We start from the raw sequence: 24,338 nt of genomic DNA on the forward strand, positions 1-24,338 counted from the left end.
AGACCCGAACATGAGGATGGCATGGTTAAACGGCAGCGGATTGCAAAATGGTTTTTATGCCTGGCTTGCCTGGTGGTGCTGACGTGCATGACCCAGCGCATGGCGGGCCTGCATGCGCTGCAGCAAACGCTCGGGATCCCGGCAGCTACCGCCGTTCAGTCCAGTGACACCGCCGCCGAAGCGCAGCCGACGCCCTGTGAGCTGAGCGCCAAGTCATTGCTGGCCGCGCCGCCGGTGATGTTCGAAACCGTACTGTTCGGGCTGGGCCTACTGCTGGCGCTGTTGGCGCCGACCATCGCCGCGCGCCTGCGCATTCCTCCTCCTCGCGCCATTTCACCGCCCACCCTCAGGGTGCACCTTCGATTATGCGTATTCCGTGAATGAGTTAATCGCCCGTTTTTCGCGGTGAATTAATCATTTATGGAGAATTAACATGTTGAAAATTATCAGGCTGGCCTGCGCTTGCCTGTTTATGCTGTGGCTGCCTGCCTTGCAGGCGGCGGACAGCGGCTGGCTGCAAAACCCGGCCAACGATCATGCCAAGGTGCGGCTGCGCGCCGACACGTCACTGCCGGGGGAGACTCGCCTGCTGCTGTCGGTCGAGCTGCAAAAGGGCTGGAAAACCTACTGGCGTTCCCCAGGCGAAGGCGGCATCGCGCCGGCTATCGTCTGGCAGGGCAATCCGCCGCCGGCGACCTGGCACTGGCCGACGCCGCAGCGTTTCGAGGTGGCCGGCATTTCCACCCAGGGCTATCACGATCGGGTCACGCTGCCGATCGTGATGTCAGCCCACGTATCCGGCCCGCTGGCGGGCACCCTGACGCTATCCACCTGCAGCAACGTCTGCATTCTGACCGACTACCCGTTCAGCCTGGATCTGACGACGCCGAACGATCCGCAGTTTAACCACGACTTCGCGCAGGCGATGGGGCAGGTGCCGATCGCCGCCGGGGTGGCGGAGAGCGTCAAGGCCGGTTACCGCAACGGCGAGCTGCAGATCGCCGCCGAACGTGCCGCTGGCTGGCAGCAGCCCTCGCTGTTCTTCGATACGCTGGCGGATGCCGATCTCGGCAAGCCGAAGGTCGAGACCGACGGCGCTCAGCTGTTGGCGCGAGTGCCGGTCAGCGACGGTTGGGGCGATGCGGCGCCGGATCTGCGCGGTAAAATGCTGACGCTGGTGATCGACGACGGCGGCATGGCGCAGCAGATTACGCTGCCGATTGGCGATCCGCTGGCCGCGCCCGCCGGTACGGCGTTCTCGTTATGGCAGGCGGTATTGATGGCGCTGGCGGGCGGGTTGATCCTCAACCTGATGCCGTGCGTACTGCCGGTGCTGGGCATTAAGCTCGGCTCCGTCCTGCAGGTGGAACGGCGCGATCGGCGCAGCGTGCGTTTGCAGTTCCTGGCGTCGTCACTGGGTATCGTCGCCTCGTTTATGGCGGTGGCTTTGCTGATGACGTTACTGCGGCTCGGCAACCATGCGCTCGGCTGGGGCATTCAGTTCCAGAATCCGTGGTTTATCGGTTTTATGGTGCTAGTGACGCTGCTGTTCAGCGCCAACCTGTTTGGCCTGTTCCATCTGCGCCTCTCGTCCGATCTGAACACGTCGCTGGCCACCCATAACGGGCACGGTCTGAGCGGCCATTTCTGGCAGGGCGCGTTCGCCACGCTGCTGGCGACGCCGTGCTCGGCGCCGTTTCTCGGCACGGCGGTGGCCTTCGCGCTGGCGGCGTCGCTGCCGGTGCTGTGGGGCATGTTCATCGCGCTCGGCATCGGCATGAGCCTGCCGTGGCTGCTGATCGCCGCCTGGCCATCGCTGGCGCTGCGCTTGCCGCGCCCCGGCCGCTGGATGAATACCGTCAAGCTGGCGATGGGGATGCTGATGCTGGCGTCGTCGCTGTGGTTGCTGAGCCTGTTGAGCAATCATATCGGCGTGCAGGCCACGCTGTGGCTGGGGGCGTTGGCGCTGCTGGCGTTGCTGTTGGCGGTGTGGCGTCAGCAGGGTGCACGGTTGGCGGCCAAGCTGGCGGCGGGCACGTTGGTGCTGGCGGGCGTGGCCTTGCTGGCCGGATCGCTGACCGCCGGCCTGTGGCGCCAGCCGTTGCAGGATCGGGTGCAGTGGCAACCGCTGAGCGAACAGGCGATTGCCGAGGCGCTGGCTCAGCATAAGCGGGTGTTCGTCGACGTGACCGCAGACTGGTGCGTGACCTGTAAAGCCAACAAATTCAATGTGCTGCTGCGCGATGACGTACAGCGCGCGCTGAGCGCCGCCGACGTGGTTGCGCTGCGCGGCGACTGGAGCCGCCCGTCGGCCGACATCAGCGCCTTCCTGCAAAAGCGCGGCAGCGTCGCCGTGCCTTTCAACCAAATCTATGGCCCCGGCAGCCCGGACGGCGAGGTGTTATCCCCGCTGTTGACCCGTGACGCCGTGCTGCAAACGCTTTCCCATGCCAAAGGAACCGAACAATGAAAAAGCTACTGATTTTACTGATGATCATCGCCGCCCCAGTGTGGGCCGCCGAGCCTTTCACCCCGGCACAAGAGGCGCGTATCAAAGAGATGATCCGCGAAACGCTGGTGTCCAACCCGGACATTCTGGCGCAGGCGGTGGACGCCTGGCAGCAGCAAACCGCCGGCCAGCAAATCAGCCAGGCTATCAAGCAGAACGCCAAAACGTTGTACCAGGATCCGGCCAGCCCGCGCCTCGGCGCCGCCAACGCCAAACTGACGCTGGTGACCTTTACCGACTATAACTGCCCGTACTGCAAGCGTTTTGATCCGATGCTGGAGAAGATCGTCAAGCAATACCCGGACGTGGCGCTGGTGGTGAAGCTGCTGCCGTTCAAGGGCGAAAGCTCGGTCAGTTCGGCGCGCGTGGCGCTCACCACCTGGCAACAGCACCCGGATCAATTCTGGGCTCTGCACCAGCGGCTGATGGCGAAAAAGGGCTTCCACGACAACACCAGCATCGCCGCCGCGCAAGAGAAAACCGGCGTCAAGGCGGTGGCGCCCAGCGAACAGAGCATGACCACGCTGCGCACCAATATGGAGCTGGCGGAACAATTGGGCGTGCAGGGGACGCCGGCGACGCTGATCGGCGATCGGATGCTGCCGGGGGCGGTGTCGTATGAAGAGCTGGAAGCGATGGTGAAGCAGCAGCTGGCGAAGGCCACCAATGGCTAAGCTCAAGCGCTGGGGGCGCGAGTTGCTGCTGCTGGCGCTGATCGCGCTGGCGGTGGTGACGGTGATGGATTGGCTGAACGCGCCGCAGGCGCCGCCGGCCTTCGATGCTCAGACCCTGACCACGCTGGACGGCGAGAGAGTGTCGTTGGCGCAGCTCAGCCATGAGCGGCCACTGCTGGTTTACTTCTGGGCCAGTTGGTGTGGCGTCTGCCGTTTCACTACGCCGGACGTCGCCCGCTTGCAGGCGGCGGGCGGCAACGTGCTGACCGTCGCGCTGCGCTCGGGCGACGATACCCAGGTGAAACACTGGCTGACACGCAAGCGGCTGGCGCTGCCGGTGGTCAACGATCCGGCCGGTACGCTCTCGGCGCAGTGGCAGATTGGCGTGACGCCGACCTTCGTGGTGGTCTCGCAGGGCAAGGTGGTGCAGAGCACCACCGGCTGGACCAGCTACTGGGGGATGAAGCTGCGGCTGTGGTGGGCCGCCGTCTAACCGGCGTTTTTCTCCGTTATCACCTCCTCAATCGCCCGGCACAGCCGGGCGATACCTTCTTCAATCTGCGGCGGCGAGTTGGCGGCGAAGTTCAGCCGCAGGCCGTGCGCGCCCAGCTGTTCCTGCGCATAAAAGCATTCGCCGCGTGCGAAAGTCACTCCGTATCGCCAGGCGACCGGCATCAGCTCGGCGGTGGTCACCGCCGCCGGCAGCGTCAGCCAGATAAACAAACCTCCCTGCGGCGTTTCAAAGCGGCACCCCGGTGGTAGCCGCCGTTGCAAGGCATCAATCATCACCTCGAGATGGCGGCGGTAGACGCGCCCGGCGCGCCGCAGCTGCTTGTCGTAACGGCCGACGGTGACGAACGCGTCCAGCGCTCGCTGGATCAGGCTGGAACTGGTGAAGCTGTCGACGTGTTTCAATCGTGCGAAACGCTGATAGTGTTCGCTGTCCGCCACCAGATAGCCGATGCGCATGCTGGGCAGCAGCATTTTGGAGAAGGTGCTGACGTAGATCACCGCGCCCGGCGGCGCCAGCGCGCGCAGCGACGGCAGCTGTTTGCCCTGATAACGCAGATCGCCGACGAAATCGTCTTCCAGGATCACCACGCCGGCCTGTTGGGCGATCGCCAGCAGGCGTCGCCGCCGTGCTTCACTCAGGCAACGGCCGGTCGGGTTGTGGAAATTGGGGATGGTGTAGATCAGTTTAGGGCGGTGGCGCGCCAGCAGCTCGGGCAACCGCTCGACCAGCATACCGTGGCGGTCGCCCGGTACGGTGACGATATTGACGCGGTGCTGGCGCAGCAGGCCCAGCGCTTCGGCGTAGGTCGGCTCTTCGACGATCACCGTATCGCCCGGCGCCAGCAGGCTTTGCACCACCAGACTGATGGCGTGCTGCGAACCGTTGGTGATCAGCACCTGTTCCGCCTGCGTGGGGATGCCCTGTGCGCTGAGTATGCGGCTCAGCGTATCGCGCAGCGGGTAGTAGCCGCAGTATTCCCCGTAGCTGAAGGCCTCTTCCGCATGGCGGCTGAGCACCGACAGCAGCACTTTGCGAAACGCCTCCAGCGGAAACACCTTAGGGCTGCCGACGCCGGCGGCGAAGTTGATCAGCCCCTCCGGCAGCGGGGCGTCGGCGTAGCCGTCCAGCCGCGAGGTGAGGGTGGTGAAGCTCTCCAGCGGGAATGGGGCATCGCTGCTCGGTCGGGCCGGGCGCGCCTGCGCTTGCGGGTGCGCGACATAGGCGCCGCTGCCGCGCCGCTGATGCAAAAAGCCCTTGGCCGACAGTTCGGCGTAGGCGTTATCCACCGTTAAACGGCTGACCGCCAGCTCGGCCGCCAGCGTGCGCGTCGAGGGCAGTTTGTCACCATCGACGAACACGCCGGTGAGGATGGCGCGCCGCAGCGCTTCTTCGATCTGTAAATAGAGCGGAACGTCCTGCTCGCGATCCAACGGGATATGCATGCGAAATTGGCCCGGTTATGGAGAGTGATTTTTACTATACCCCATGTCAACAGGGCTTCAAGCGCAGAAAAGTGGCCTGCATGACAACACCGAAAAGTGGCTATAGTGAGAAAAAATGGCTGCGTTACACTCTGTGCTTGAGCATTTACGTCGCCATTTCTCCGAGGATCTCATGTCATTACCGTCAGGCGTTTCCGCCCGGCCGGCGCTGCCCGGCGCGCGCCTTTTTCAGGGCAGCAGCCAGGGTTACGTCATCGCCATTATCAGCGCCATGCTGCTGGCCTTTACCGCCATCATCATCCGCGCGCTGACCGAGTACTACCACCTGCCGACCTTCGTGCTGGCGTTCTGGCGTGCGGCGCTGGTGGCGCTGGTGCTGTTGCCGCTGCTGTTGCTGGTGAAACCGCAGTGGGCGCGCCTGCGCCGTGAACAGGTGGTGTTCTACGCGCTTTACGGGCTGCTGCTGGCACTATTCAACAGCCTGTGGACACTGTCGGTGGCGCTGAACGGCGCGTCGGTGGCGACCATTCTGACCTACTGCTCGGTGGGATTTACCGTGTTCCTCGGCTGGGTGATGTACAGCGAACGCCTGACGCTGCGCCAATTGCTGGTGATCGCCATCAGCCTGGGCGGTTGCTTCCTGGTCAGCAACGGCGACAGCATGGGGAACAGCCACTTCGATCTGCTGGGGCTGCTGGTCGGGATGTTGTCGGGCATCGGCTATACCCTGTATACCCTCGGCGGGCGGGTGGCCAGCGAACGCGGCTATCCGGTGTGGAACACTATCCTGTATGTGTTCGGTTTTTCGGCGCTGTACCAGTTGGCGTTCAACGCTGCGCTGACGGCGTTCCCGCTGGCGGCGTTCCACGGCATGGCCGGCTCTCTGTGGTTCCTGTCGCACGGTGCGCAGGGCATTCAGTGGAGCGGCTGGCTGTTGTTGCTGGCGCTGGCCGCCGGGCCGACGCTGCTGGGCTTCGGGCTGTACAATATCAGCCTGAAAACGCTGCCGCTGGCGGTGGCCAACCTGATCCTGTCGCTGGAGCTGGTGTTCACCGCGGTGATCGCTTATTTCCTGCTGGGGGAAAGCATGAATCAGCTGCAGCTGCTGGGCAGCGCGCTGGTGATGGGCGGGGTGCTGCTGTTGAAAAGCAAGACCGCCGAGGCGTGATCGGCTACCATTACGCCTCGCAAGAGAGGCCGTCATGATGAATAACCCGAGATTGAAGCGAGCGCTTATCGCTTGAATGGCCGTGTTGAGTGAACGACAACACGGCCACAGACATTCCGTTCCGTGGCTTTTATTCCCGTAACAAGAGAATACGCCATGTCCGAAAAACACTGGTCCAACACCGAGCTGCTGCATCAGACGGTGACCAATCCGAATATTATCGTCAAAGGCACCCACAGCTACTACAGCGACTGTTGGGATAACGGCTTCGAACGCTCGGCGGTGCGTTATCTGCACGGCGACGCGGTCAGCCGGCAATGGCAGCCGCTGGGCGAAATAGACCGCCTGTTGATCGGCGATTATGTGTGCATCGCAGCCGAAGCGGTGATCCTGATGGGCGGCAATCACACCCATCGCATCGACTGGCTGAGCCTGTATCCGTTTATGGCAACCATCAAGCAGGCGTACAGCCCCAAAGGCGATACGCGACTGGGCGATGGTTGCTGGATCGGCATGCGGGCGATGCTGATGCCAGGGGTATCGATAGGAGAGGGGGCGATCGTCGCCGCCGGCAGCGTGGTGGCCGGCGATGTTGAGCCTTATGCCATCGTTGGCGGTAATCCCGCGCGGTTTATCCGTTGGCGGTTCGCGCCGGAGGTCATTGCGCGGTTGCTTGCCTTACGCCTCTATGACTTGTCCGAGGCGGACTTTGCGGTGATTCAACCGCTGCTCGCCGATGACGATATCGATGCGTTGGAAAGGGGCATTGCGACCTTGCGTCGTTAAACATAACGGGCGGGGGATCCCCGCCCGTTTCGCGTTACTCGGCTTTGACCTCGGCCGCTGGTTGGCGGCGTTTGCGCATCAGGCGCAGCAGCGGCGGCAGCGCCAGTACCGCAACCGCCAGTACCAGCAGCGTTTGCGCGATGCTGCTGCTCCACAGAATGCCGAACTCGCCGTTGCTGATCGACAACGCGCGCCGCAGATTTTGCTCCAGCATCTCACCCAGCACGAAGCCCAGAATCAGCGGCGACATCGGGAAGTGCATTTTGCGCAGGATGTAGCCGAACACGCCCAACCCGACCATCAGCAGCAGGTCGAAGGTGGTGCTGTGCACCGCATAAACCCCCACCGCCGAAACCGCGGCGATCGCCGGCACCAGGAACCACAGCGGGATGGTCAGCATGCGGGTGAACAGGCCGACCAGCGGCAGGTTCATGATCAGCAAAATGACGTTGGCGATCAGCAGCGCGGCGATCAGCCCCCAGACGATATCCGGCTGTTCGGTGAACATCGCCGGGCCGGGGGTGATGTTGTACAGCGTCAGCGCACCCATCATCACCGCTGTGGTGCCGGAGCCCGGCACCCCCAGCGTCAGCATCGGAATGAACGAACCGCAGGCCGAGGCGTTGTTGGCCGCTTCCGGCGCCGCTACGCCGCGGATGTCACCCTTGCCGAAGGTGTCGCTGTTGCCGCTGATTTTCTTCTCGGTCATGTAGGTCAGCGCACTGGCGATAGTGGCGCCGGCGCCCGGCAGAATGCCGACGAAGAAGCCGATCACCGACGAACGCAGGGTTGGGCCTGCGCACTGCGCCGCCTCTTTGCGGTTGAACAGCAACCGGCCGGTTTTACGCACCAGTTTTTGCCCGGCGCTGGTGCTTTCCAGCATCAGCAGGATTTCGCTGACCGAGAACAGGCCGATCACCACCACGATAAACTGCACGCCGTCGGAGAGGTGCACGCTGTCGAAGGTAAAGCGGTAAACGCCGGTGTTGGCGTCGACGCCCACCGTCGCCAGTCCCAGGCCGATCAGCGCCGCCAGCAGCGATTTCAGCGGGTTCTGGCTCATCATGCTGCCGAGGCAGGCGATGGCGAACACCATCAGGGCGAAATACTCCGCCGGGCCGAAGGCCAACGACCAGCGGGCCAACAGCGGCGCGAACAGGATGATGCCGCCGATGGCGATCATCGATCCGACGAACGAGCTGACCGCCGAGATGGACAGCGCCACGCCGGCGCGCCCCTGCTGCGCCATCGGGTAGCCGTCCAGCGCGGTCATGATCGCCGCCGCGTCGCCCGGTACGTTGAGCAGAATCGACGAGATGCGTCCGCCGTACTCGCAGCCGATATACACCGTCGCCAGCAGGATCAGCGCCGATTCGGCCGGCAGCTTGAGGGCAAACGCCAACGGCAGCAGGATCGCCACGCCGTTGATCGGCCCGAGGCCCGGCAGCAGGCCGACGATGGTGCCGACGAAGCAGCCTATCAGGGCGATAATCAGGTTCTGCGGCACCAGCGCCACTTCGAACCCTTGAGTCAAATACATCCAGGTATCCATCATCGCTCCCGTTAGCTCAGCCAGGTGCCGAGCGGCAGTGTGACATCGAGAAGTTGGTCAAAGGCGTAATACAGCGCTGCGCCCATGACGACGCCGGAGATGGCCGCCGCCGGCAGGCTGGCCTGAAACAGCAGGCCGATGCTGAACGTCAGCAGCGCGGTGGCCAGCGGAAAGCCCAGCCATTCAAAGCCCCAGGCATACAGCACCAGGGTGATCACCAATACCAGCAGCCGTTGCAGCACCTTGTGATGCGGCCACTCCACCGCCTGCGGGCGGCGCAGCAGCAGCAGGGCCGCGCACAGCGCCATCAGGCTGAGGATCGCCAGCGGGAACGGGCGCGGCCCCAGCGGTTCATAGCTGTATTCGCTTTGGATGCCCCAGCCGATGAACAGCCCACCGATGCACAGCAGCAGCCAGAAGCCGGCAAAAATACGATCGCTCATGGTTTTCCCCTGCGGTTATTTGGCCAGGCCGAACACTTTTGCCTGCTCACGGTATTGAGCAACCTGATTCTTCACGTAGGCGTCCAGCTCTTTGCCGGTCATGTTGAATTCGAACAGGCCGCGCAGATCGCGCTGCTGCTTGAATTCGTCGGTCGCCATCATTTTCTGGAAGGTGTCAATCCACCATTGATACTCTTCATCGCTGACTTTCGGCCCGACGTAGAAGCCGCGAATGATCGGCCACACCAGGCTGTATCCCTGCTCTTTGGCGGTCGGAATGTCGGCCAGTTGGCCCGGCAAACGTTGCTCGGCATACACCGCCAGCACGCGGATCTTGTCACCCTGCAGATAAGGCACCATCTCGCTCAGGTCACCGGAAACCGCCTGGATATGGTTGCCCAGCAGCGCGGTGACCGGTTCGCCGCCGCCTTCGAACGCCACGTAGCGCATCTTGCGCGGATCCACGCCGACTTCGCGTGCCAGCAGCGCGGTTTTCATCCAATCCTGGCTGCCGATGGAGGCGCCGGCGCCGAACACCACGCTATTGGGATCTTTTTGGAAGGCGTCCATCAGGTCTTTCAGGGTTTTGTATGGCGAGTCGGCACGCACCGCGATCATGCCGTAGTCGGTACCGACCGCCGCCAGCCATTTGACGTCGTCCACGTTATAGCGGCCGAACTTGCCCTGGGCCAGGTTGAGCAGCGAGCCGCCGGAGAAGGCCACCACGGTGCCGAACTCCGCCGGGCGCTGCGCGACGATGGCGTTGTAGGCCACCGCGCCGACGCCGCCGGGCATATAGGTGACGCGCATCGGCTTATCGATGGCCTTGGTGTCCTGCAGCGACACCTGAATCAGCTTGCAGGTCAGATCGAAGCCGCCACCGGGCTTGGCCGGCGCGATGCATTCGGTGCGTTTGGGCGCTTCCACGGCAAAGGCCTGATTGGCCGCCAGCAGCAGGGCGGCGGCGGTAAAGGTACGGGTCATTATTTTTTTCATTGTGGCTTGCCCTCGGTATTGTTCTGGTTATGAATCCCGCCAGGTGCGGTTGCGGAATTGTTAAAACAACAACCTTTCATTTACCTTTCAGCGGACGGAAAAGTTTCCAGTCTGTGATTGGGGTCGCTCGTTGCGAGCGAATGGCGGGGGCGCTACCATAGAAATGAAGGCAAGAACAGGGCGCAAAACCGGCCAAAATACTGCGTAATATCAGGTTTGCCGTTCTGCTTCTGCGATAAAATCATGATCAGTGAAATGAATAGAGACGCAGCAATATGTTTTTGTTAGGGAAATTGTTTGGTGGCAGGGACAGCGCCAAAGTGTGCGCGATTAAACGGCTGCCGGAGGTCTATGCGGAGATGACCGGTGAAAGCGGGCAGTGCCGTTTGAAGCGACTGCGTGCTGATATTGGCGTATTTGAGCTGCATTTCGTCAATGCCGACGGTGAAAAGTATGCCTGCCAGATGACCGCCTGCGTGACCGGCATCGATCTGGTGTTTGCCGCCAACAATCGCTCCGTGCTGGTTTCTTCGCCGTTTACCGCCGACAAGCTGCGCCCGGTGCTGGACATTGCCGTTGCCGATAGCCCCATTCCGCTGATCTGATACCGTCCTGCGATCGTCCCCCATACGCATATACGCATAATTGTGTGCCAGCTCCCAAAACGGGCGGCGCGGCGCTCTTTTATCCCCTTATTTTCCATGCCATTCTCTGTTATCAGCCTGTTAACGGACGCCGTGTCGGCGCCAGGTTGTTCAGGTAAATCAATGGAATGGGAACATGCGACTGTTATTGGTTGAAGATCACCCCGAGCTGTCTCACTGGTTGCAAAAGGCGCTGACCGGCGCCGGGTTTGCCGTCGACGTCGCCCCGGACGGCGTGGCCGCCGATCATCTGTTGCTCAACGAACGCTATGCGTTGGCGGTGCTGGATGTGGCGCTGCCGCGTTTGAACGGCCTGGATTTGCTGGCGCGCCTGCGCAAGCGCGGGCAGGATCTGCCGGTGCTGCTGCTGACGGCGCGCACCGACGTGGCCGATCGGGTAAAGGGCCTGAATCTGGGGGCGGACGATTATCTCACCAAGCCGTTCGAATTGGACGAGCTGGAAGCGCGTATTCGGGCGCTGCTGCGCCGCAGCGTCGGCGCCGCGCAGCCGGCGTTGCAGTATGGCGCGTTGACCTATCACGACGAAGGCTATTTCTTGTTGGAGGGCAAGCCGCTGGCGCTGACGCCGCGCGAACTGGCGGTGTTGACCGCGTTGATGCACCGGCGCGGCCGCCCGGTGGCCAAGCAGCAGCTGTTCGAGCAGGTGTTTACGCTGTCCGACGAGGCCAATCCGGAGAGCATCGAGCTTTACGTGCATCGTTTGCGGAAAAAGCTGCAGGGCAGCGACGTGGCAATCATCACGCTGCGCGGTCTGGGTTACAGCCTGGAGCGGTGCAATGCGGTGGTTTAACGCGCCGCGTTCGTTGTTCTATCAACTGCTGCTGTTTTTTGGCCTGCCGCTGGTGGCGTTGGGCGGTATCTCGATCTACACCCACTATTTCAGCGCCATGAGCGCCGCCACCCTGGCTTACGATCGCACGCTGCTGGCGTCGGCGCGCACCGTGGCGGAGCGGCTGGTGGTGCGCGAAGGCAAGCTGGCGGTCGATGTGCCCTATGTGGTGCTCGACAGCTTCGAGCGCAACATGAACGATCAGTTGTATTACGAGGTGATTTCGCCGCAGGGAAAAAGCATCTCGGGCTATGACGATTTGCCGTCGTTGCCGCCCCATATCCCGCGTTCCACGCTCTACCCGGCGCTGGTGCATTTTTACGATGCGGAATACCTCGGCCGGCCGATCCGCGTGGCGGCGCTGTTTCAACCGATCAACGAGTCGGGCGTGAGCGGCATGGCGACCATTTTGGTGGCAGAAACCCTGGAGTCGCGCCGTTACCTGGCGCGGCAGATGATGATCGCGGCGCTGCTGAGCCAGGGCACGGTGGTGGTGTTGACCCTGATCCTGGCGTTCGCGCTGCTCAAGCGGGTGTTGAAGCCGATGCGTAAACTCTCCGGCATCATGTTGAGGCGCGATCCGGGCGAATTGACGCCCTTGCCGCGGGTATTGCCGTGGTCGGAGATGCAGCCGTTGCTGGTGGCGTTCAATCGCTACATCGAACGGTTGCGGCTGATGGTGGCGCGCCAGGAGCGTTTCAGCGCCGACGCTTCGCACCAACTGCGCACGCCGCTGGCGGTGTTGAAGACCCAGGTTGGGGTCGCGTTGGCCAGTGACCGGCCGCAGCAGTGGCGCGAAAGTCTGCAGGCGATGAGCGCGACGCTGGATAATACCGTGGCGCTGACCGACCGCCTGCTGCATCTCTCACGCCTGAAGGCCAGCGAGCACCAGGCCGAGCGCCAGCTGCAGCCGGTCAATCTGGCGCAGGTGCTGCGCGACGCCTGCTTTTCCCGCTTGCCGCAGGCGCGCAGTAAACAGATCGATCTCGGGTTTGAAGGTGAGGCGGTGTGCCAGGTGGCAGGGGAACCGCTGCTGTTGGCCGAGCTGTGCGCCAACCTGCTGGACAACGCGCTGAAATACACGCCGCGTCAGGGCGTGGTCACCGCCCGCCTCACTCAGGATAAGGCGGCGGGGGAAGGTGTGCTGGAGATAGAAGACAGCGGCCCCGGCATTGCTTTGCAGGACAAGGCGCTGGCGCTGCAGCCGTTTCACCGGCTGGACAACGTGGGCGATCAGCCGGGCGCCGGCCTGGGGCTGGCGCTGGTGAAGGATATCACCGCGTATCACGGCACCCGCCCGGAGCTGTTGAGCTCCGCCGCGCTGGGCGGCCTGTTGGTGCGGGTGCGTTTCAGGCTGCTGCCTTAAGCCTGTTCTTTGCAGGATTCGACGTCGGCCGCCGGGGCCTTGGCTTTACGCGTCAGCGGCGTGCGCAGCCGCTGCGACAGGATCACGCCCAGCAAGGTGATGCCGCCGCCGATCAGGTGGTAACCGTGCAGTTGCTCATGCAGGAACAGCACGGCGATAGCGGCGGTAAACACCGGCGCCAGGTTCATGAAGATCGAGGCGGTGTTGGCGCCCAGACGCATCACGCCCTGGATCCACAGGAACGGAGCGATAATCGAAGCCGGAATGCCGGCGAACAGCACCAGCGGCAGGTTATGGCCGTTCAAGCCGACATCCTCCGCCATCAGGAAATTAGGCAGCAGCAACAGCACGCCGAACAGGATCTGCACGTACAGCGATTGCCAGTTCGGTAGCGCGATAGCCCAGCGTTTGGTCAATACGCCATACAGCGCGTAAGAGGCGGTGGCGAGCAGCATCATCAATTCCCCCTTGCCGATACCGTGCTGCAGCAGCACGCCGGGCTGACCGCCGCTGACCAGCCAGATCAAGCCGCAGAAGGAGAGTATGCTGCCGAGCAGCACGCCGACGGTCGGCGCAATGCGCAGCAGTACGATGCTGATCAGGATGGTCAGCAGCGGGATCAGCGACACGATGATGCCCATAAACAGCGCGCTGACGCTGTGCGCCGCGTAATAGGCCAGGCTTTGGTACAGCACCATGCCCAGCAAACCGAGGATCATCAGCTTCCACCAGTTGGCGCGCACCTGCGCCCAGTTGCGCAGTACGCCCGGCAGCACGAACGGCGTCAGGGCAATCAGCGCCAGCAGCCAGCGGTAGAGCGAGATGGCCGCCGGATCGATGGCGGTGGCGGAGAGTTTGCTGACGACGGCGTTAATCGACCATATCAGCACGGCCAACAGCGGGAAGAGCATATTCATGATAATTATTCTCAATAACGTCCAACATGCTGGCTAGTCTACGCGTGTCCGGTTTATCATATATAGCGATATTCAGACAAAAATCGGCGTAAACAAGACAAATCACGGGACGAAACCATGCCAGAAATCCGCCATTTCCCCGAGTCGCTGATCCCGGCGCCGAAGCCGGTGCAGTTCCGCTGCGAGGAGTTCAACGCGCGCACTGAATTCCAGCCGCACAGCCACACCTGGGGCCAGTTGATGTGGGTCAAAGCCGGGGTGATGGTGCTGCGCATCGGCGGGCAGCGCTTTCTGGCGCCGCCGGAGTTCGTGCTGTGGGCGCCGGCCGGCATCGAACACTCCTGCTATAACCAGCGGCTGGCGCAGTGCCGCATGGTGGACATCACGCCGGCGCTGTGTGCCGGCATGCCGGCCGACCCTTGTCTGGTGAGCGTGACACCAATCTTCCGCGCCATCGCCGAGGATTTCTATGCGCGCAAGCAGTACATTCCGCAGGCGGAGGAGGATTTGCGCCTGTGTCAGGTGTTGATCGATCAGCTGCGCCTGTCGCCGCGCCAGCAAACCTATCTGCCGTCGTCGGACGACAAGTTTTTGGCGCCGGTGCTGGAAGCGCTGGAGCATTGCCCGGCGGACAACACCTCGCTGGCGGCGTGGGCGGCTCGGGTTTACACCACCGAGCGCACGCTGTCGCGCCGCTGCCAACAGGATCTGGGCATGTCGTTCAGCGAATGGCGCCAGCGCCTGCGTTTTCTGCACGCCGTGTCGCTGCTCGAGCAGGGCAAAACCGTGCAGGACGTGGCGCTGGACGTCGGCTACAGCTCCGCGTCGGCGTTTATTGTCATGTTCCAGCAGATCGCCGGCACCACCCCTGAGCGCTTTCGCCGTGCCTGATTCAGTGGCACACTATTTCGCAGACAAATAGCCGTAAACCGTCGGAGAACGCAGTGAAGATTCTGGTTGATGAAAATATGCCGTACGCGGCCGAGCTGTTCAGCCGCCTGGGCGACGTGCAGGCGGTGCCGGGTCGCCCGATCCCGCGCGAGGCGCTGGCAGATGCCGATGCGCTGATGGTGCGTTCGGTCACCAAGGTCAATGAAGCCTTGTTGGCCGGCAGCCGCATCGGCTTTGTCGGCACCGCCACCGCCGGCACCGATCACGTCGATGACGCCTGGCTGCAAGGGCAGGGCATCGGATTTTCCGCCGCGCCGGGCTGCAACGCCATCGCGGTGGTTGAGTATGTGTTCTCCGCCTTGATGCTGCTGGCCGAACGCGATGGCTTCCATCTGCGGGATAAAACCGTCGGCATCGTCGGCGTGGGCAACGTCGGTTCGCGCCTGGACGCGCGCCTCAAAGCGTTGGGCGTGCGCACGCTGCTGTGCGATCCGCCGCGCGCCGATCGCGGCGACGCCGGGGAGTTTTGGCCATTGGCGAAGCTGGTAGCCGAGGCCAACGTGCTGACCTTCCATACGCCGCTGAATAAATCCGGCCAATACCATTCGCTGCATCTGGCGGACGCCGAGCTGTTGGCGGCGCTGCCGGACAACCGCATTCTGATCAACGCCTGCCGCGGGCCGGTGGTGGATAACGCCGCACTGCTGCAGGCGCTGGAAAAAGGCAAAAAGCTGAGCACGGTGCTGGACGTGTGGGAACCGGAGCCGGACCTCTCCTTGCCGCTGCTGGCGCGGGTGGATATCGGCACTGCGCACATCGCCGGGTATACGCTGGAAGGCAAGGCGCGCGGCACCACTCAGGTGTTCGAAGCGTTCAGCCGCCATCTGGGACAGCCGCAGCAGGTGGCGCTGGCCTCGCTGCTGCCGGTGCCGGAGTTCAGCCAGATCCGCCTCAACGGGCCGCTGGATGAAGCGCGGTTAAAACGATTGATGCACTTGGTGTATGATGTGCGCCGCGATGATGCGCCGCTGCGCAAAGTCGCCGGGCAACCGGGCGAATTCGATCGCCTGCGCAAGCACTACCAGGAACGCCGCGAGTGGTCTTCGCTGGCCGTGCAATGCGATGACAGCGCCAGCGCCGAGCTGCTCGGCAAGCTGGGCTTCAGCGTGGCGTAGCGCATAAGGTTGTCTTAAGCCAACGCCGCTACAGTGAGCGGCAAAGATTATCGGGCGGTGGCTGCACTGCCCGTCTGCATTTATGAATGAAATACTCTGGAGAAAACCCGATGTCTGACGGCTGGAATATCGCGCTGCTCGGCGCCACTGGCGCGGTAGGTGAAGCGTTGCTGGAATTGTTGCAGGAACGCCAGTTCCCGGTGGGTGAGCTCTATCCTCTGGCAAGCGAACGCGGCGCGGGCGCCAATGTGCGCTTCAACGGCAAGTCTCTTCTGGTGCAAAACGCCGAAGAGTTCGACTGGTCGCAGGCCCAGCTGGCCTTCTTCGTCGCCGGCAGCGAAGCTTCCGCGCGCTATGCCGAAGAAGCCGGCAACATGGGCTGCCTGGTGATCGACACCAGCGGCCTGTTCGCCATGGAGCCGGATGTACCGCTGGTGGTGCCGGGCGTCAACCCGCAGGTGCTGGCGGATTACCGCAACCGCAATATCGTGGCGGTGGCCGACAGCATGGTCAGCCAGCTGCTGACGGCGACCAAACCGCTGACCGAACAGGCGGGGCTGTCGCGTCTGCATGTCACCACGCTGATGTCGGTATCGTCGCGCGGCAAGGCGGCGGTGGACGATTTGGCAGGCCAGAGCGCGCGCCTGCTGAACGGTATTCCGGCCGAAGAAGGCATTTTCGGTAAGCAGCTGGCGTTCAACCTGTTGCCGCTGATTGCCGACGAGCAGGGCAGCGTGCGCGAAGAACGCCTGATCGTCGATCAGGTGCGCAAGGTGTTGCAGGATGAAGGGCTGCCGATTTCGGTGAGCTGCGTGCAGTCGCCGGTGTTTTACGGCCACGCGCAGGTGGTGCACCTGGAAGCGCTGCGCCCGCTGTCCGCCGAAGAGGCGCGCAGCGAACTCGAAGAGGTTGAAGACATTCAACTGAGCGAAGAGGACGATTACCCGACTCAGGTCACCGATGCCTCCGGCAGCGATGCGCTCAGCATCGGTTGTCTGCGTAACGATTACGGTATCCCCGAGCTGCTCCAGTTCTGGACGGTGGCGGACAACGTGCGCTTCGGCGGCGCGTTGATGGCTGTCGAAACCGCCGAGCGTCTGGTGCAGGAGCAGATGTACTGATGTCTGAGGTGGTCTCGCCCGCTCAGCCGACGTTGAAGATCGCGCTGGGCATCGAATATGACGGCAGCCGGTACTACGGCTGGCAGCGGCAGCAAGAAGTGGCCAGCGTGCAGCAACGCCTGGAGCAGGCGTTGAGCAAGGTGGCGGATGCGCCGATTACCGTGCTGTGCGCCGGGCGTACCGACGCCGGGGTACACGCTACCGGGCAGGTGGTGCATTTCGAAACCTCCGCGCGCCGCAAGGACGCCGCCTGGACTATGGGGGTAAACACCCATCTGCCGCCGGATATCGCGGTGCGTTGGGTGAGCCCCGTCGCCGACGATTTTCACGCGCGTTTCAGCGCCACCGCGCGCCGCTACCGCTATATTATTTTCAACCATCGCTACCGGCCGGCGGTGCTGCAACAGGGAGTGACACATTTTTATCACCCGCTGGACGCCGATCGCATGCATCGGGCGGCGCAGGCGCTGCTGGGCGAGAACGACTTCACTTCGTTCCGCGCGGTGCAGTGTCAGTCGCGCACCCCGTGGCGCTGCGTAAAACACGTTAAGGTTACGCGCTACGGCGAATATATTGTGGTAGATATCAAGGCGAATGCCTTTGTGCATCACATGGTTCGCAACATCGTCGGCAGCCTGATGGAGATCGGCTGCGGCAATCAGGATGAGAACTGGATGGCCGAGTTGCTGGCGCTGAAAGATCGCAATCTGGCGGCGGCGACGGCGCGAGCCGAGGGGCTGTATCTGGTTGCCGTGGATTATCCCGACCACTTTGGTCTACCGCGGCCGCCGATGGGGCCGCTGTTTTTGCCCGACGATTAAACGCCGGCACGCCTGAAAGCGTCGCTCCCTTGTGCTTCTGCCGGGTGATTGAAACACCCGGTATCAATGAGAGAATTTATGGACATCATCAAGTTTATTATTGATTTCATTCTGCATATTGATGTGCATCTGGCCGAACTGGTCGCACAATACGGCATGTGGGTCTACGCTATTCTGTTCCTGATCCTGTTTTGCGAAACCGGTCTGGTGGTGACGCCGTTCCTGCCGGGGGATTCTTTGCTGTTTGTCGCCGGCGCGCTGGCGGCGTTGCCGACCAACGATCTGAACGTGCACACCATGGTGGCGTTGATGGTGGTGGCGGCGATCCTCGGTGATGCGGTGAACTACACTATCGGGCGGTTGTTCGGCGAGAAGCTGTTCAGCAACCCGAATTCGAAAATTTTCCGCCGTAGCTATCTGGACAAGACGCACCAGTTCTATGAGAAGCACGGCGGGAAAACGATCATTCTGGCGCGATTCGTGCCGATCGTGCGTACTTTTGCGCCGTTCGTCGCCGGTATGGGGCATATGTCCTATCGCCACTTCGCCGCCTATAACGTGATTGGCGCACTGGTTTGGGTGCTGCTCTTCACTTATGCTGGCTACCTGTTCGGCGATCTGCCGGTGGTGCAGGAGAACCTGAAACTGTTGATCGTCGGGATCATCATCGTTTCGATTCTGCCGGGCGTGATTGAAATTTGGCGCCACAAGCGCGCGGCCGCCCGCCAGCAAAAACAGTAAAAACATCGCTTAACCTGTCGGTTCGACCAGTTTTTTGTCCACAGCGTCGGGCCGATATGGTTTAATGAGCGACATTATGGTCTGTTCCTGCGAACAACCCTGAAGCCGATGCCTCAGTCGCCGCGCTTGCCGCGCCGCGAACGGGCATTTTTTCATTGGGGTGTTTTCGGGGGGATTGTTAAAGCATGAACAGCGGACTGGCGTGTGCCAGGTTCAAACAGAAAGGTCATCGATGAGCTGGATTGAACGAATTCTTAACAAGAGCAATATCACACAAACCCGTAAGGCGAGCATTCCTGAAGGGGTCTGGACCAAATGCGACAGCTGCGGCCAGGTTCTCTACCGCGCCGAGCTGGAGCGTAATCTGGAAGTGTGTCCGAAGTGCGACCACCACATGCGTATGGGCGCGCGCGCGCGTCTGCATACCCTGCTGGACGAAGGCAGCGAAGTGGAGCTGGGCAGCGATCTGGAGCCGAAGGACGTTCTGAAATTCAAGGATTCCAAGCGCTATAAAGATCGTCTGGTCGCCGCACAGAAAGCGACCGGCGAGAAAGACGCGCTGGTAGTGATGAAGGGCACGCTGTACGGCATGCCGATCGTCGCTGCGTCCTTCGAATTCGCCTTCATCGGCGGCTCGATGTCTTCCGTGGTCGGCGCGCGTTTCGTGCGTGCGGTTGAGCAGGCGCTGGAGGACAACTGTCCGCTGGTGTGCTTCTCCGCCAGCGGCGGCGCGCGCATGCAGGAAGCGCTGATGTCGCTGATGCAGATGGCGAAAACCAGCGCGGCGTTGGCCAAAATGCAGGAGCGCGGCTTGCCGTACATCTCCGTGCTGACCGACCCGACCATGGGCGGCGTCTCCGCCAGCCTGGCGATGCTGGGCGACATCAACATCGCCGAGCCGAAAGCGCTGATCGGTTTTGCCGGCCCGCGCGTCATCGAGCAGACCGTGCGCGAGAAACTGCCGCCGGGCTTCCAGCGCAGCGAGTTCCTGATCGAAAAAGGCGCGATCGACATGATCGTTCGCCGTCCGGAAATGCGCCAGACGTTGGCGAGCATTCTGTCCAAGCTGACCAATCAGCCGCAGCCGCATTTCGATGAGGCCGCGCCGGTCGTTGAGCCGGAGCCGCAGGCCGACGCCTGAGGCAAAGACAGATCCCGCCCGGGTTCAGCCGCCACTTTGTGGCTAAGTGACGGCTGAACCCGTTCCCTGCCGGCCGTGGCCTATCGCGCCATGGCTTGCGGATTGGCGGCGGTAACGAAGCGCATCGCCTTTACCGCGGTGAGGGTGGTGCCCTGATGGATTAATGAACCCAAGTTCAGTGACGGGACTCATGCAAAACCACCAAATTCCCCAAGCCACGTCGCCATTGAGCTCGTGGCTTTACTATCTGGAACGTCTGCACAGCCAGGCGATCGAACTCGGCCTTGAGCGCGTACAGCGCGTCGCGGCGCATCTGGATTTACTGACCCCTGCTCCCACGGTGTTCACCGTTGCCGGCACCAACGGCAAAGGCACCACCTGTCGCACCCTCGAAGCCATTCTGCTGGCCGCCGGCCTGCGCGTCGGCGTCTACAGTTCGCCGCATCTGGTGCGCTATACCGAACGCGTGCGCATTCAGGGGGAAGAGTTGAGCGAAGCGGAGCACAGCCGCTCGTTCGCCGCCATTGAGGCCGGCCGCGGCGAAACGTCGCTGACCTATTTCGAATTCGGCACCCTGTCGGCGCTGCAGCTGTTCAAACAGGCGCGGCTCGACGTGGTGATCCTGGAAGTGGGCCTGGGCGGGCGTCTCGACGCGACCAACATCGTCGATCCGAGCGTGGCGGTGATCACCAGCATCGCGCTCGATCATACCGACTGGCTGGGCAACGATCGCGAAAGCATCGGCCGTGAAAAGGCCGGCATTTTCCGCAGCGGCAAGCCGGCGGTGGTGGGCGAACCCGACATGCCGGAGAGCATTCGTCAGGTTGCCGAAACGCTGAGCGCGCCGCTGTATCGCCGCGGTGAAGCCTGGCGCTTCAGCGAGCAGGGCGATCGCTGGCAGTGGCAGGGTGGCGACACGCTGCTGACCGATCTGCCGACGCCGAACGTACCGCTGGCCAACGCCGCTACCGCGCTGGCGGCGCTGAACTGCTCCCCGCTGGAAATCGACGAACGCGCGATTTTCACCGGGCTGCAGCAGGCGACGCTGCCGGGGCGTTTCCAGATCGTGCGGCGGGAGCCGATGCTGATCCTCGACGTGGCGCACAACCCGCACGCCGCCGGCTATCTGGCCGGGCGCCTGGCCAAACTGCCGCGCGACGGCGGCAAGGTGCGCGCGGTGGTGGGCATGCTGTCGGACAAGGACATCGCCGGCACGCTGGCCTGCCTCAGCGAGCAGGTGGATGAATGGTACTGCGCGCCGCTCGACGGGCCGCGCGGCGCCAGCGTCGAACAGCTGGCGCAACATCTGACGGAACCGCGCCGCTTTAATGATGTCGAAACTGCCTGGCGGCAGGCTATGCAGGATGCTGATAAACAGGATATTGTGATCGTCTGTGGATCGTTCCACACCGTGGCGCAGGTGATGGCGGCGTTAGACGAGATGCGGGGAGTGTGAGTGGCGAGTAAATTTCAGAACCGACTGGTCGGAACCGTGATTCTGGTGGCGCTGGGGGTAATCATCCTGCCAGGGCTGCTGGACGGCAAAAAGAAGCATTACGAGGATGAATTCGCGGCCATTCCGTTGGTGCCGAAGGCGGGCGACGTCGAGGAGAACGACGTGCTGCCGCCGGTGACGCAACCGCTGCCGGCGCAGCCGCCGGAAGGGGCGGGCGCGCTGGTCGAGCAGCAGGCGGCCAACGAAGCGGCGGCGCAACAGGCAGTGCGGCAGAGCGCTCAGCAACCGACGCAGGTGGCGCCGCCGCCGGTCGAAACGCGTCCTCAGCCGGTGCCACAGCCTAAGCCGAAACCGGTGGAAACCAAACCGGTAGAAGTGAAGCCGAAACCGACACCGCAACCGAAGCCGGTGGAAGTGAAGCCGGCGCCGAAACCTGAACCGACGCCGAAGCCTGAACCGGCGCCGCAGCCGAAACCGACGGAAGAAAAAGCGCCGGCAGGGCAAGCCTATGTCGTGCAGCTCGGGGCGTTGAAAAACGCCGCCAAGGCGAACGAGATTGTCGCCTCGCTGCGCCTCTCGGGCTATCGCGCCTTTACCGTGCCGTCAACGCCGGTGCAGGGGCAGATCACCCGCATCTACGTCGGCCCGGATGCCTCCAGGCAGAAGCTGCAGGCGGCGCTGCCGTCGCTGAACTCGATCAGCGGGCTGAGCGGGCAGGTGAAACCGTACGGCCGTTAAAACCCCGCAGGGGCGCAGCAGGATGCGCCCCTGAATTAAGGAGTGGTGGAGAGATCGCAAGAAAAACCGCGCCTTTTACAGGCGAAATCACCTATGTAGGCGCGGCGATTGGGAATTTTTTGATCGCCGCTTTTTATTTGTAACGTGGTAGGAAATCCCCTACGCAAACGTTTTCTTTTTCTGTTAGAATTCGCCGCGAATTGGATGCAGGGGCGATTCATCATTGGAATAGTTCATGGTCTGGATTGATTACGTCATTATAGCGGTGATTGGATTTTCGGCTCTGGTGAGCCTGATCCGAGGGTTTGTTCGCGAAGCATTGTCACTTGTGACATGGGGATGTGCGTTTTTTGTTGCCAGCCATTTCTACTCTTACCTTGCGGTCTATTTCACTCGTTTTGAAGATGAACTGGTGCGAAACGGTATCGCGATCGCGATTTTGTTCATCGCGACCTTGATCGTAGGGGCTATTGTTAACTATGTGATTAGCTCACTGGTAGAGAAAACCGGGTTGTCGGGCACCGACCGGGTGTTGGGCATCTGCTTCGGCGCGCTGCGCGGAGTGTTGATCGTCGCGGCGATCCTGTTCTTCCTGGACACCTTTACCGGCTTTTCACAGAGTGCCGACTGGAAACAGTCGCAGCTCATTCCCCAGTTCAGTTACGTCATCAGGTGGTTCTTTGACTACCTGCAGAGCACGTCGAGTTTCTTGCCGACCCAATTGCCGGGGCGGTAGCGCTGATGAGGAAAAGACAACATGTGCGGTATTGTCGGTATCGCCGGTTTCATGCCGGTAAACCAGTCGATTTATGATGCGCTGACGGTGCTTCAGCACCGGGGCCAGGATGCCGCAGGCATCGTCACCATTGACGCCCACAATGGGTTCCGTTTGCGTAAAGCCAACGGTCTGGTGAAGGATGTGTTTGAGGCGCGCCATATGCAACGCTTGCAGGGCAACATGGGCATTGGCCATGTGCGTTACCCGACGGCCGGCAGCTCGAGCGCCTCTGAGGCCCAGCCTTTCTACGTCAACTCGCCGTTCGGCATTACGCTGGCCCACAACGGTAACCTGACCAACGCCCATGAGCTGCGCCAAAAGCTGTTCGAAAGCGGCCGCCGCCATGTCAACACCACCTCCGACTCGGAAATCCTGCTGAACGTGCTGGCCAGCGAGCTGGACCGTTTCCCGCATTACCCGCTGGAGGCTGACAACATCTTTACCGCGGTCGCCGCCATGCATCAGCAACTGCGCGGCGCTTACGCCTGCGTAGCGATGATCATCGGCCACGGCCTGCTGGCGTTCCGCGATCCGAACGGCATTCGCCCGCTGGTGATCGGCAAGCGCACGCTGGAAGATGGCCGCAGCGAGTACATGGTGGCTTCCGAGAGCGTGGCGCTGGATACCCTGGGCTTTGAATTCCTGCGCGACGTGGCGCCGGGTGAAGCGGTGTACATCACCACCAAGGGCCAGCTGTTCACTCGCCAGTGCGCAGAGAACCCGAAAACCAACCCGTGCCTGTTCGAATACGTTTATTTCGCGCGCCCGGACTCCTTTATGGACAAGATCTCGGTCTACAGCGCCCGTGTGCGCATGGGCCAGAAGCTGGGCGAAAAGATCGCCCGCGAGTGGGAAGATCTGGACATCGACGTGGTGATCCCGATTCCGGAAACCTCCTGCGACATCGCGCTGGAGATCGCACGCATTCTCGAGAAGCCATACCGCCAGGGCTTCGTGAAGAACCGCTACGTCGGCCGCACCTTTATCATGCCGGGCCAGCAGGCGCGTCGTCAGTCGGTGCGCCGCAAGCTGAACGCCAACCGCGCCGAGTTCCGCGACAAGAACGTGCTGCTGGTGGATGACTCCATCGTGCGCGGCACCACGTCGGAACAGATCGTCGAAATGGCGCGCGAAGCGGGTGCCAAGCGCGTGTACCTGGCTTCCGCCGCGCCGGAAGTGCGTTTCCCGAACGTCTACGGCATCGACATGCCAAGCGCCAACGAACTGATTGCCCACGGGCGTGAAGTGGATGAGATCCGCCAGATCATCGGCGCCGACGGGCTGATTTTCCAGGACCTGGACGATCTGATCGAAGCGGTGCGCGAAGAAAACCCGGACATCACCCAGTTCGAATGCTCGGTGTTCAACGGCATCTACGTGACCAAAGACGTCGACCAAAGCTATCTGGAATACCTGGAGTCGCTGCGCAGCGACGACGCCAAGGCGCTGCGGGTGCAAACCGAAGCGGAAAATCTGGAACTGCACAACGAAGGCTAACCCCCTGCGTTGATCCCTCAAGGTGCATCGCCGCGTCTGCGGCGGTGCGCCTTGCTCCTCCGACTTGCTTATCCCTCGCCATTGCGGCAAAGTCTGCCTGATCTTACTTTTTACGGCA

The 24,338-nt window shown here is 62.2% G+C and carries 24 protein-coding genes; 19 read left to right on the top strand and 5 right to left on the bottom strand.

The genetic code is table 11. The features are described 5' to 3' along the window. Positions 1-21: 21 nt before the first annotated feature. Genes C9411_RS18030 through C9411_RS18045 form a run of 4 tightly spaced genes read left to right on the top strand, consistent with a single transcriptional unit; the run spans position 22 to position 3,676 of the window. A complete protein-coding gene (locus C9411_RS18030; protein WP_047730175.1) occupies positions 22-384 on the top strand; it encodes a hypothetical protein in 363 nt (120 codons plus the stop codon). Between the two features lie 49 nt (positions 385-433). After that, a complete protein-coding gene (locus C9411_RS18035) occupies positions 434-2,470 on the top strand; it encodes a protein-disulfide reductase DsbD (protein ID WP_107227599.1) in 2,037 nt (678 codons plus the stop codon). Next, positions 2,467-3,183 carry a DsbA family protein gene (locus tag C9411_RS18040; RefSeq protein WP_063988961.1) on the top strand — a complete coding sequence of 239 codons (717 nt, stop codon included), beginning with the start codon at positions 2,467-2,469 and terminating at the stop codon, positions 3,181-3,183. The genes C9411_RS18035 and C9411_RS18040 overlap by 4 nt, the downstream gene beginning before the upstream one ends. Continuing rightward, on the top strand, positions 3,176-3,676 hold the full coding sequence (locus C9411_RS18045; protein ID WP_063988962.1) for a protein disulfide oxidoreductase: 501 nt from the start codon (positions 3,176-3,178) through the stop codon (positions 3,674-3,676). Before C9411_RS18040 ends, C9411_RS18045 begins: the two co-directional genes overlap by 8 nt. Here C9411_RS18045 and C9411_RS18050 read toward each other — a convergent pair. Further along, positions 3,673-5,139, bottom strand: a complete 1,467-nt coding sequence (locus tag C9411_RS18050; RefSeq protein WP_063988963.1) for a PLP-dependent aminotransferase family protein — start codon at positions 5,137-5,139, stop codon at positions 3,673-3,675. The genes C9411_RS18045 and C9411_RS18050 overlap by 4 nt on opposite strands. Positions 5,140-5,311: 172 nt before the next feature. Here C9411_RS18050 and C9411_RS18055 point away from each other — a divergent pair, with 172 nt between their 5' ends. Both C9411_RS18055 and C9411_RS18060 read left to right on the top strand, forming a co-directional pair. Then, entirely contained in the window at positions 5,312-6,307 is a 996-nt protein-coding gene (locus C9411_RS18055) for a DMT family transporter (protein ID WP_063988964.1), read from the top strand. A gap of 156 nt (positions 6,308-6,463) precedes the next feature. After that, positions 6,464-7,093, top strand: coding sequence for a CatB-related O-acetyltransferase (locus C9411_RS18060; protein WP_107227600.1), 630 nt, complete (start codon positions 6,464-6,466; stop codon positions 7,091-7,093). Positions 7,094-7,127: 34 nt separating this feature from the next. Here C9411_RS18060 and C9411_RS18065 read toward each other — a convergent pair whose 3' ends face one another. From C9411_RS18065 to C9411_RS18075, 3 genes are read right to left on the bottom strand one after another with little or no spacing between them, the layout of a single operon-like run. Beyond that, a complete protein-coding gene (locus C9411_RS18065) occupies positions 7,128-8,645 on the bottom strand; it encodes a tripartite tricarboxylate transporter permease (RefSeq protein ID WP_049200154.1) in 1,518 nt (505 codons plus the stop codon). Positions 8,646-8,656: 11 nt separating this feature from the next. Further along, complete coding sequence (locus C9411_RS18070) at positions 8,657-9,088, bottom strand: tripartite tricarboxylate transporter TctB family protein (protein ID WP_063988966.1); 432 nt, start codon at positions 9,086-9,088, stop codon at positions 8,657-8,659. Positions 9,089-9,103: 15 nt separating this feature from the next. Then, the gene (locus C9411_RS18075) at positions 9,104-10,084 is read right to left on the bottom strand and encodes a tripartite tricarboxylate transporter substrate binding protein (protein ID WP_033635359.1); all 981 of its coding nucleotides are present in this window, start codon (positions 10,082-10,084) and stop codon (positions 9,104-9,106) included. A 275-nt stretch (positions 10,085-10,359) separates the two neighbouring features. Here C9411_RS18075 and C9411_RS18080 point away from each other — a divergent pair, with 275 nt between their 5' ends. The 3 genes from C9411_RS18080 (at position 10,360) to C9411_RS18090 (ending at position 12,944) form a co-directional block, all read left to right on the top strand. Further along, on the top strand, positions 10,360-10,689 hold the full coding sequence (locus tag C9411_RS18080) for a hypothetical protein (RefSeq protein ID WP_063988967.1): 330 nt from the start codon (positions 10,360-10,362) through the stop codon (positions 10,687-10,689). Between the two features lie 175 nt (positions 10,690-10,864). Continuing rightward, positions 10,865-11,539, top strand: a complete 675-nt coding sequence (gene tctD, locus C9411_RS18085; protein ID WP_038876462.1) for a transcriptional regulator TctD — start codon at positions 10,865-10,867, stop codon at positions 11,537-11,539. Continuing rightward, complete coding sequence (locus tag C9411_RS18090; protein ID WP_107227601.1) at positions 11,526-12,944, top strand: sensor histidine kinase; 1,419 nt, start codon at positions 11,526-11,528, stop codon at positions 12,942-12,944. Before tctD ends, C9411_RS18090 begins: the two co-directional genes overlap by 14 nt. Here the strand turns inward: C9411_RS18090 and C9411_RS18095 are convergent. After that, a complete protein-coding gene (locus C9411_RS18095; protein WP_063988969.1) occupies positions 12,941-13,861 on the bottom strand; it encodes a DMT family transporter in 921 nt (306 codons plus the stop codon). The two genes, C9411_RS18090 and C9411_RS18095, sit on opposite strands and share 4 nt — an antisense overlap. Before the next feature lie 117 nt (positions 13,862-13,978). Between C9411_RS18095 and C9411_RS18100 the strand changes: the two genes are divergently transcribed. The 10 genes from C9411_RS18100 to purF all read left to right on the top strand — a co-directional run bounded on the left by C9411_RS18100 (position 13,979) and on the right by purF (position 24,220). Continuing rightward, the gene (locus tag C9411_RS18100) at positions 13,979-14,752 is read left to right on the top strand and encodes a helix-turn-helix domain-containing protein (RefSeq protein ID WP_063988970.1); all 774 of its coding nucleotides are present in this window, start codon (positions 13,979-13,981) and stop codon (positions 14,750-14,752) included. A gap of 53 nt (positions 14,753-14,805) precedes the next feature. Continuing rightward, positions 14,806-15,927: a 4-phosphoerythronate dehydrogenase PdxB gene (gene pdxB, locus C9411_RS18105; protein ID WP_107227602.1), complete on the top strand. Its 1,122-nt coding sequence runs from the start codon at positions 14,806-14,808 to the stop codon at positions 15,925-15,927. A 110-nt stretch (positions 15,928-16,037) separates the two neighbouring features. Next, the gene (locus tag C9411_RS18110) at positions 16,038-17,048 is read left to right on the top strand and encodes an aspartate-semialdehyde dehydrogenase (protein WP_107227603.1); all 1,011 of its coding nucleotides are present in this window, start codon (positions 16,038-16,040) and stop codon (positions 17,046-17,048) included. Next, positions 17,048-17,869: a tRNA pseudouridine(38-40) synthase TruA gene (gene truA, locus C9411_RS18115; protein WP_063988973.1), complete on the top strand. Its 822-nt coding sequence runs from the start codon at positions 17,048-17,050 to the stop codon at positions 17,867-17,869. Before C9411_RS18110 ends, truA begins: the two co-directional genes overlap by 1 nt. Before the next feature lie 78 nt (positions 17,870-17,947). Continuing rightward, the gene (locus C9411_RS18120; protein WP_019453745.1) at positions 17,948-18,610 is read left to right on the top strand and encodes a DedA family protein; all 663 of its coding nucleotides are present in this window, start codon (positions 17,948-17,950) and stop codon (positions 18,608-18,610) included. 232 nt (positions 18,611-18,842) lie between these two features. Next, entirely contained in the window at positions 18,843-19,751 is a 909-nt protein-coding gene (gene accD, locus C9411_RS18125; RefSeq protein ID WP_063988974.1) for an acetyl-CoA carboxylase, carboxyltransferase subunit beta, read from the top strand. Positions 19,752-19,941: 190 nt separating this feature from the next. After that, positions 19,942-21,207, top strand: a complete 1,266-nt coding sequence (folC, locus tag C9411_RS18130; protein WP_063988975.1) for a bifunctional tetrahydrofolate synthase/dihydrofolate synthase — start codon at positions 19,942-19,944, stop codon at positions 21,205-21,207. Then, entirely contained in the window at positions 21,208-21,945 is a 738-nt protein-coding gene (gene dedD, locus C9411_RS18135; RefSeq protein WP_063988976.1) for a cell division protein DedD, read from the top strand. 235 nt (positions 21,946-22,180) lie between these two features. Beyond that, positions 22,181-22,681, top strand: a complete 501-nt coding sequence (cvpA, locus tag C9411_RS18140) for a colicin V production protein (RefSeq protein WP_004936119.1) — start codon at positions 22,181-22,183, stop codon at positions 22,679-22,681. Positions 22,682-22,702: 21 nt separating this feature from the next. Then, complete coding sequence (gene purF / locus C9411_RS18145) at positions 22,703-24,220, top strand: amidophosphoribosyltransferase (RefSeq protein WP_019453742.1); 1,518 nt, start codon at positions 22,703-22,705, stop codon at positions 24,218-24,220. Positions 24,221-24,338 lie beyond the last annotated feature (118 nt).

It is taken from the genome of Serratia sp. Nf2, assembly GCF_003028435.1.
GTDB classification, from domain to species: Bacteria; Pseudomonadota; Gammaproteobacteria; order Enterobacterales; family Enterobacteriaceae; genus Serratia; species Serratia marcescens_L.

Coding starts and splice junctions, on each gene's coding strand:
- C9411_RS18030 (WP_047730175.1), top strand. CDS start 22: ATGGTTAAACGGCAGCGGATTGCAAAATGGTTTTTATGCCTGGCTTGC.
- C9411_RS18035 (WP_107227599.1), top strand. CDS start 434: ATGTTGAAAATTATCAGGCTGGCCTGCGCTTGCCTGTTTATGCTGTGG.
- C9411_RS18040 (WP_063988961.1), top strand. CDS start 2,467: ATGAAAAAGCTACTGATTTTACTGATGATCATCGCCGCCCCAGTGTGG.
- C9411_RS18045 (WP_063988962.1), top strand. CDS start 3,176: ATGGCTAAGCTCAAGCGCTGGGGGCGCGAGTTGCTGCTGCTGGCGCTG.
- C9411_RS18050 (WP_063988963.1), bottom strand. CDS start 5,139: ATGCATATCCCGTTGGATCGCGAGCAGGACGTTCCGCTCTATTTACAG.
- C9411_RS18055 (WP_063988964.1), top strand. CDS start 5,312: ATGTCATTACCGTCAGGCGTTTCCGCCCGGCCGGCGCTGCCCGGCGCG.
- C9411_RS18060 (WP_107227600.1), top strand. CDS start 6,464: ATGTCCGAAAAACACTGGTCCAACACCGAGCTGCTGCATCAGACGGTG.
- C9411_RS18065 (WP_049200154.1), bottom strand. CDS start 8,645: ATGGATACCTGGATGTATTTGACTCAAGGGTTCGAAGTGGCGCTGGTG.
- C9411_RS18070 (WP_063988966.1), bottom strand. CDS start 9,088: ATGAGCGATCGTATTTTTGCCGGCTTCTGGCTGCTGCTGTGCATCGGT.
- C9411_RS18075 (WP_033635359.1), bottom strand. CDS start 10,084: ATGAAAAAAATAATGACCCGTACCTTTACCGCCGCCGCCCTGCTGCTG.
- C9411_RS18080 (WP_063988967.1), top strand. CDS start 10,360: ATGTTTTTGTTAGGGAAATTGTTTGGTGGCAGGGACAGCGCCAAAGTG.
- tctD (WP_038876462.1), top strand. CDS start 10,865: ATGCGACTGTTATTGGTTGAAGATCACCCCGAGCTGTCTCACTGGTTG.
- C9411_RS18090 (WP_107227601.1), top strand. CDS start 11,526: ATGCGGTGGTTTAACGCGCCGCGTTCGTTGTTCTATCAACTGCTGCTG.
- C9411_RS18095 (WP_063988969.1), bottom strand. CDS start 13,861: ATGAATATGCTCTTCCCGCTGTTGGCCGTGCTGATATGGTCGATTAAC.
- C9411_RS18100 (WP_063988970.1), top strand. CDS start 13,979: ATGCCAGAAATCCGCCATTTCCCCGAGTCGCTGATCCCGGCGCCGAAG.
- C9411_RS18110 (WP_107227603.1), top strand. CDS start 16,038: ATGTCTGACGGCTGGAATATCGCGCTGCTCGGCGCCACTGGCGCGGTA.
- truA (WP_063988973.1), top strand. CDS start 17,048: ATGTCTGAGGTGGTCTCGCCCGCTCAGCCGACGTTGAAGATCGCGCTG.
- C9411_RS18120 (WP_019453745.1), top strand. CDS start 17,948: ATGGACATCATCAAGTTTATTATTGATTTCATTCTGCATATTGATGTG.
- accD (WP_063988974.1), top strand. CDS start 18,843: ATGAGCTGGATTGAACGAATTCTTAACAAGAGCAATATCACACAAACC.
- folC (WP_063988975.1), top strand. CDS start 19,942: ATGCAAAACCACCAAATTCCCCAAGCCACGTCGCCATTGAGCTCGTGG.
- cvpA (WP_004936119.1), top strand. CDS start 22,181: ATGGTCTGGATTGATTACGTCATTATAGCGGTGATTGGATTTTCGGCT.
- purF (WP_019453742.1), top strand. CDS start 22,703: ATGTGCGGTATTGTCGGTATCGCCGGTTTCATGCCGGTAAACCAGTCG.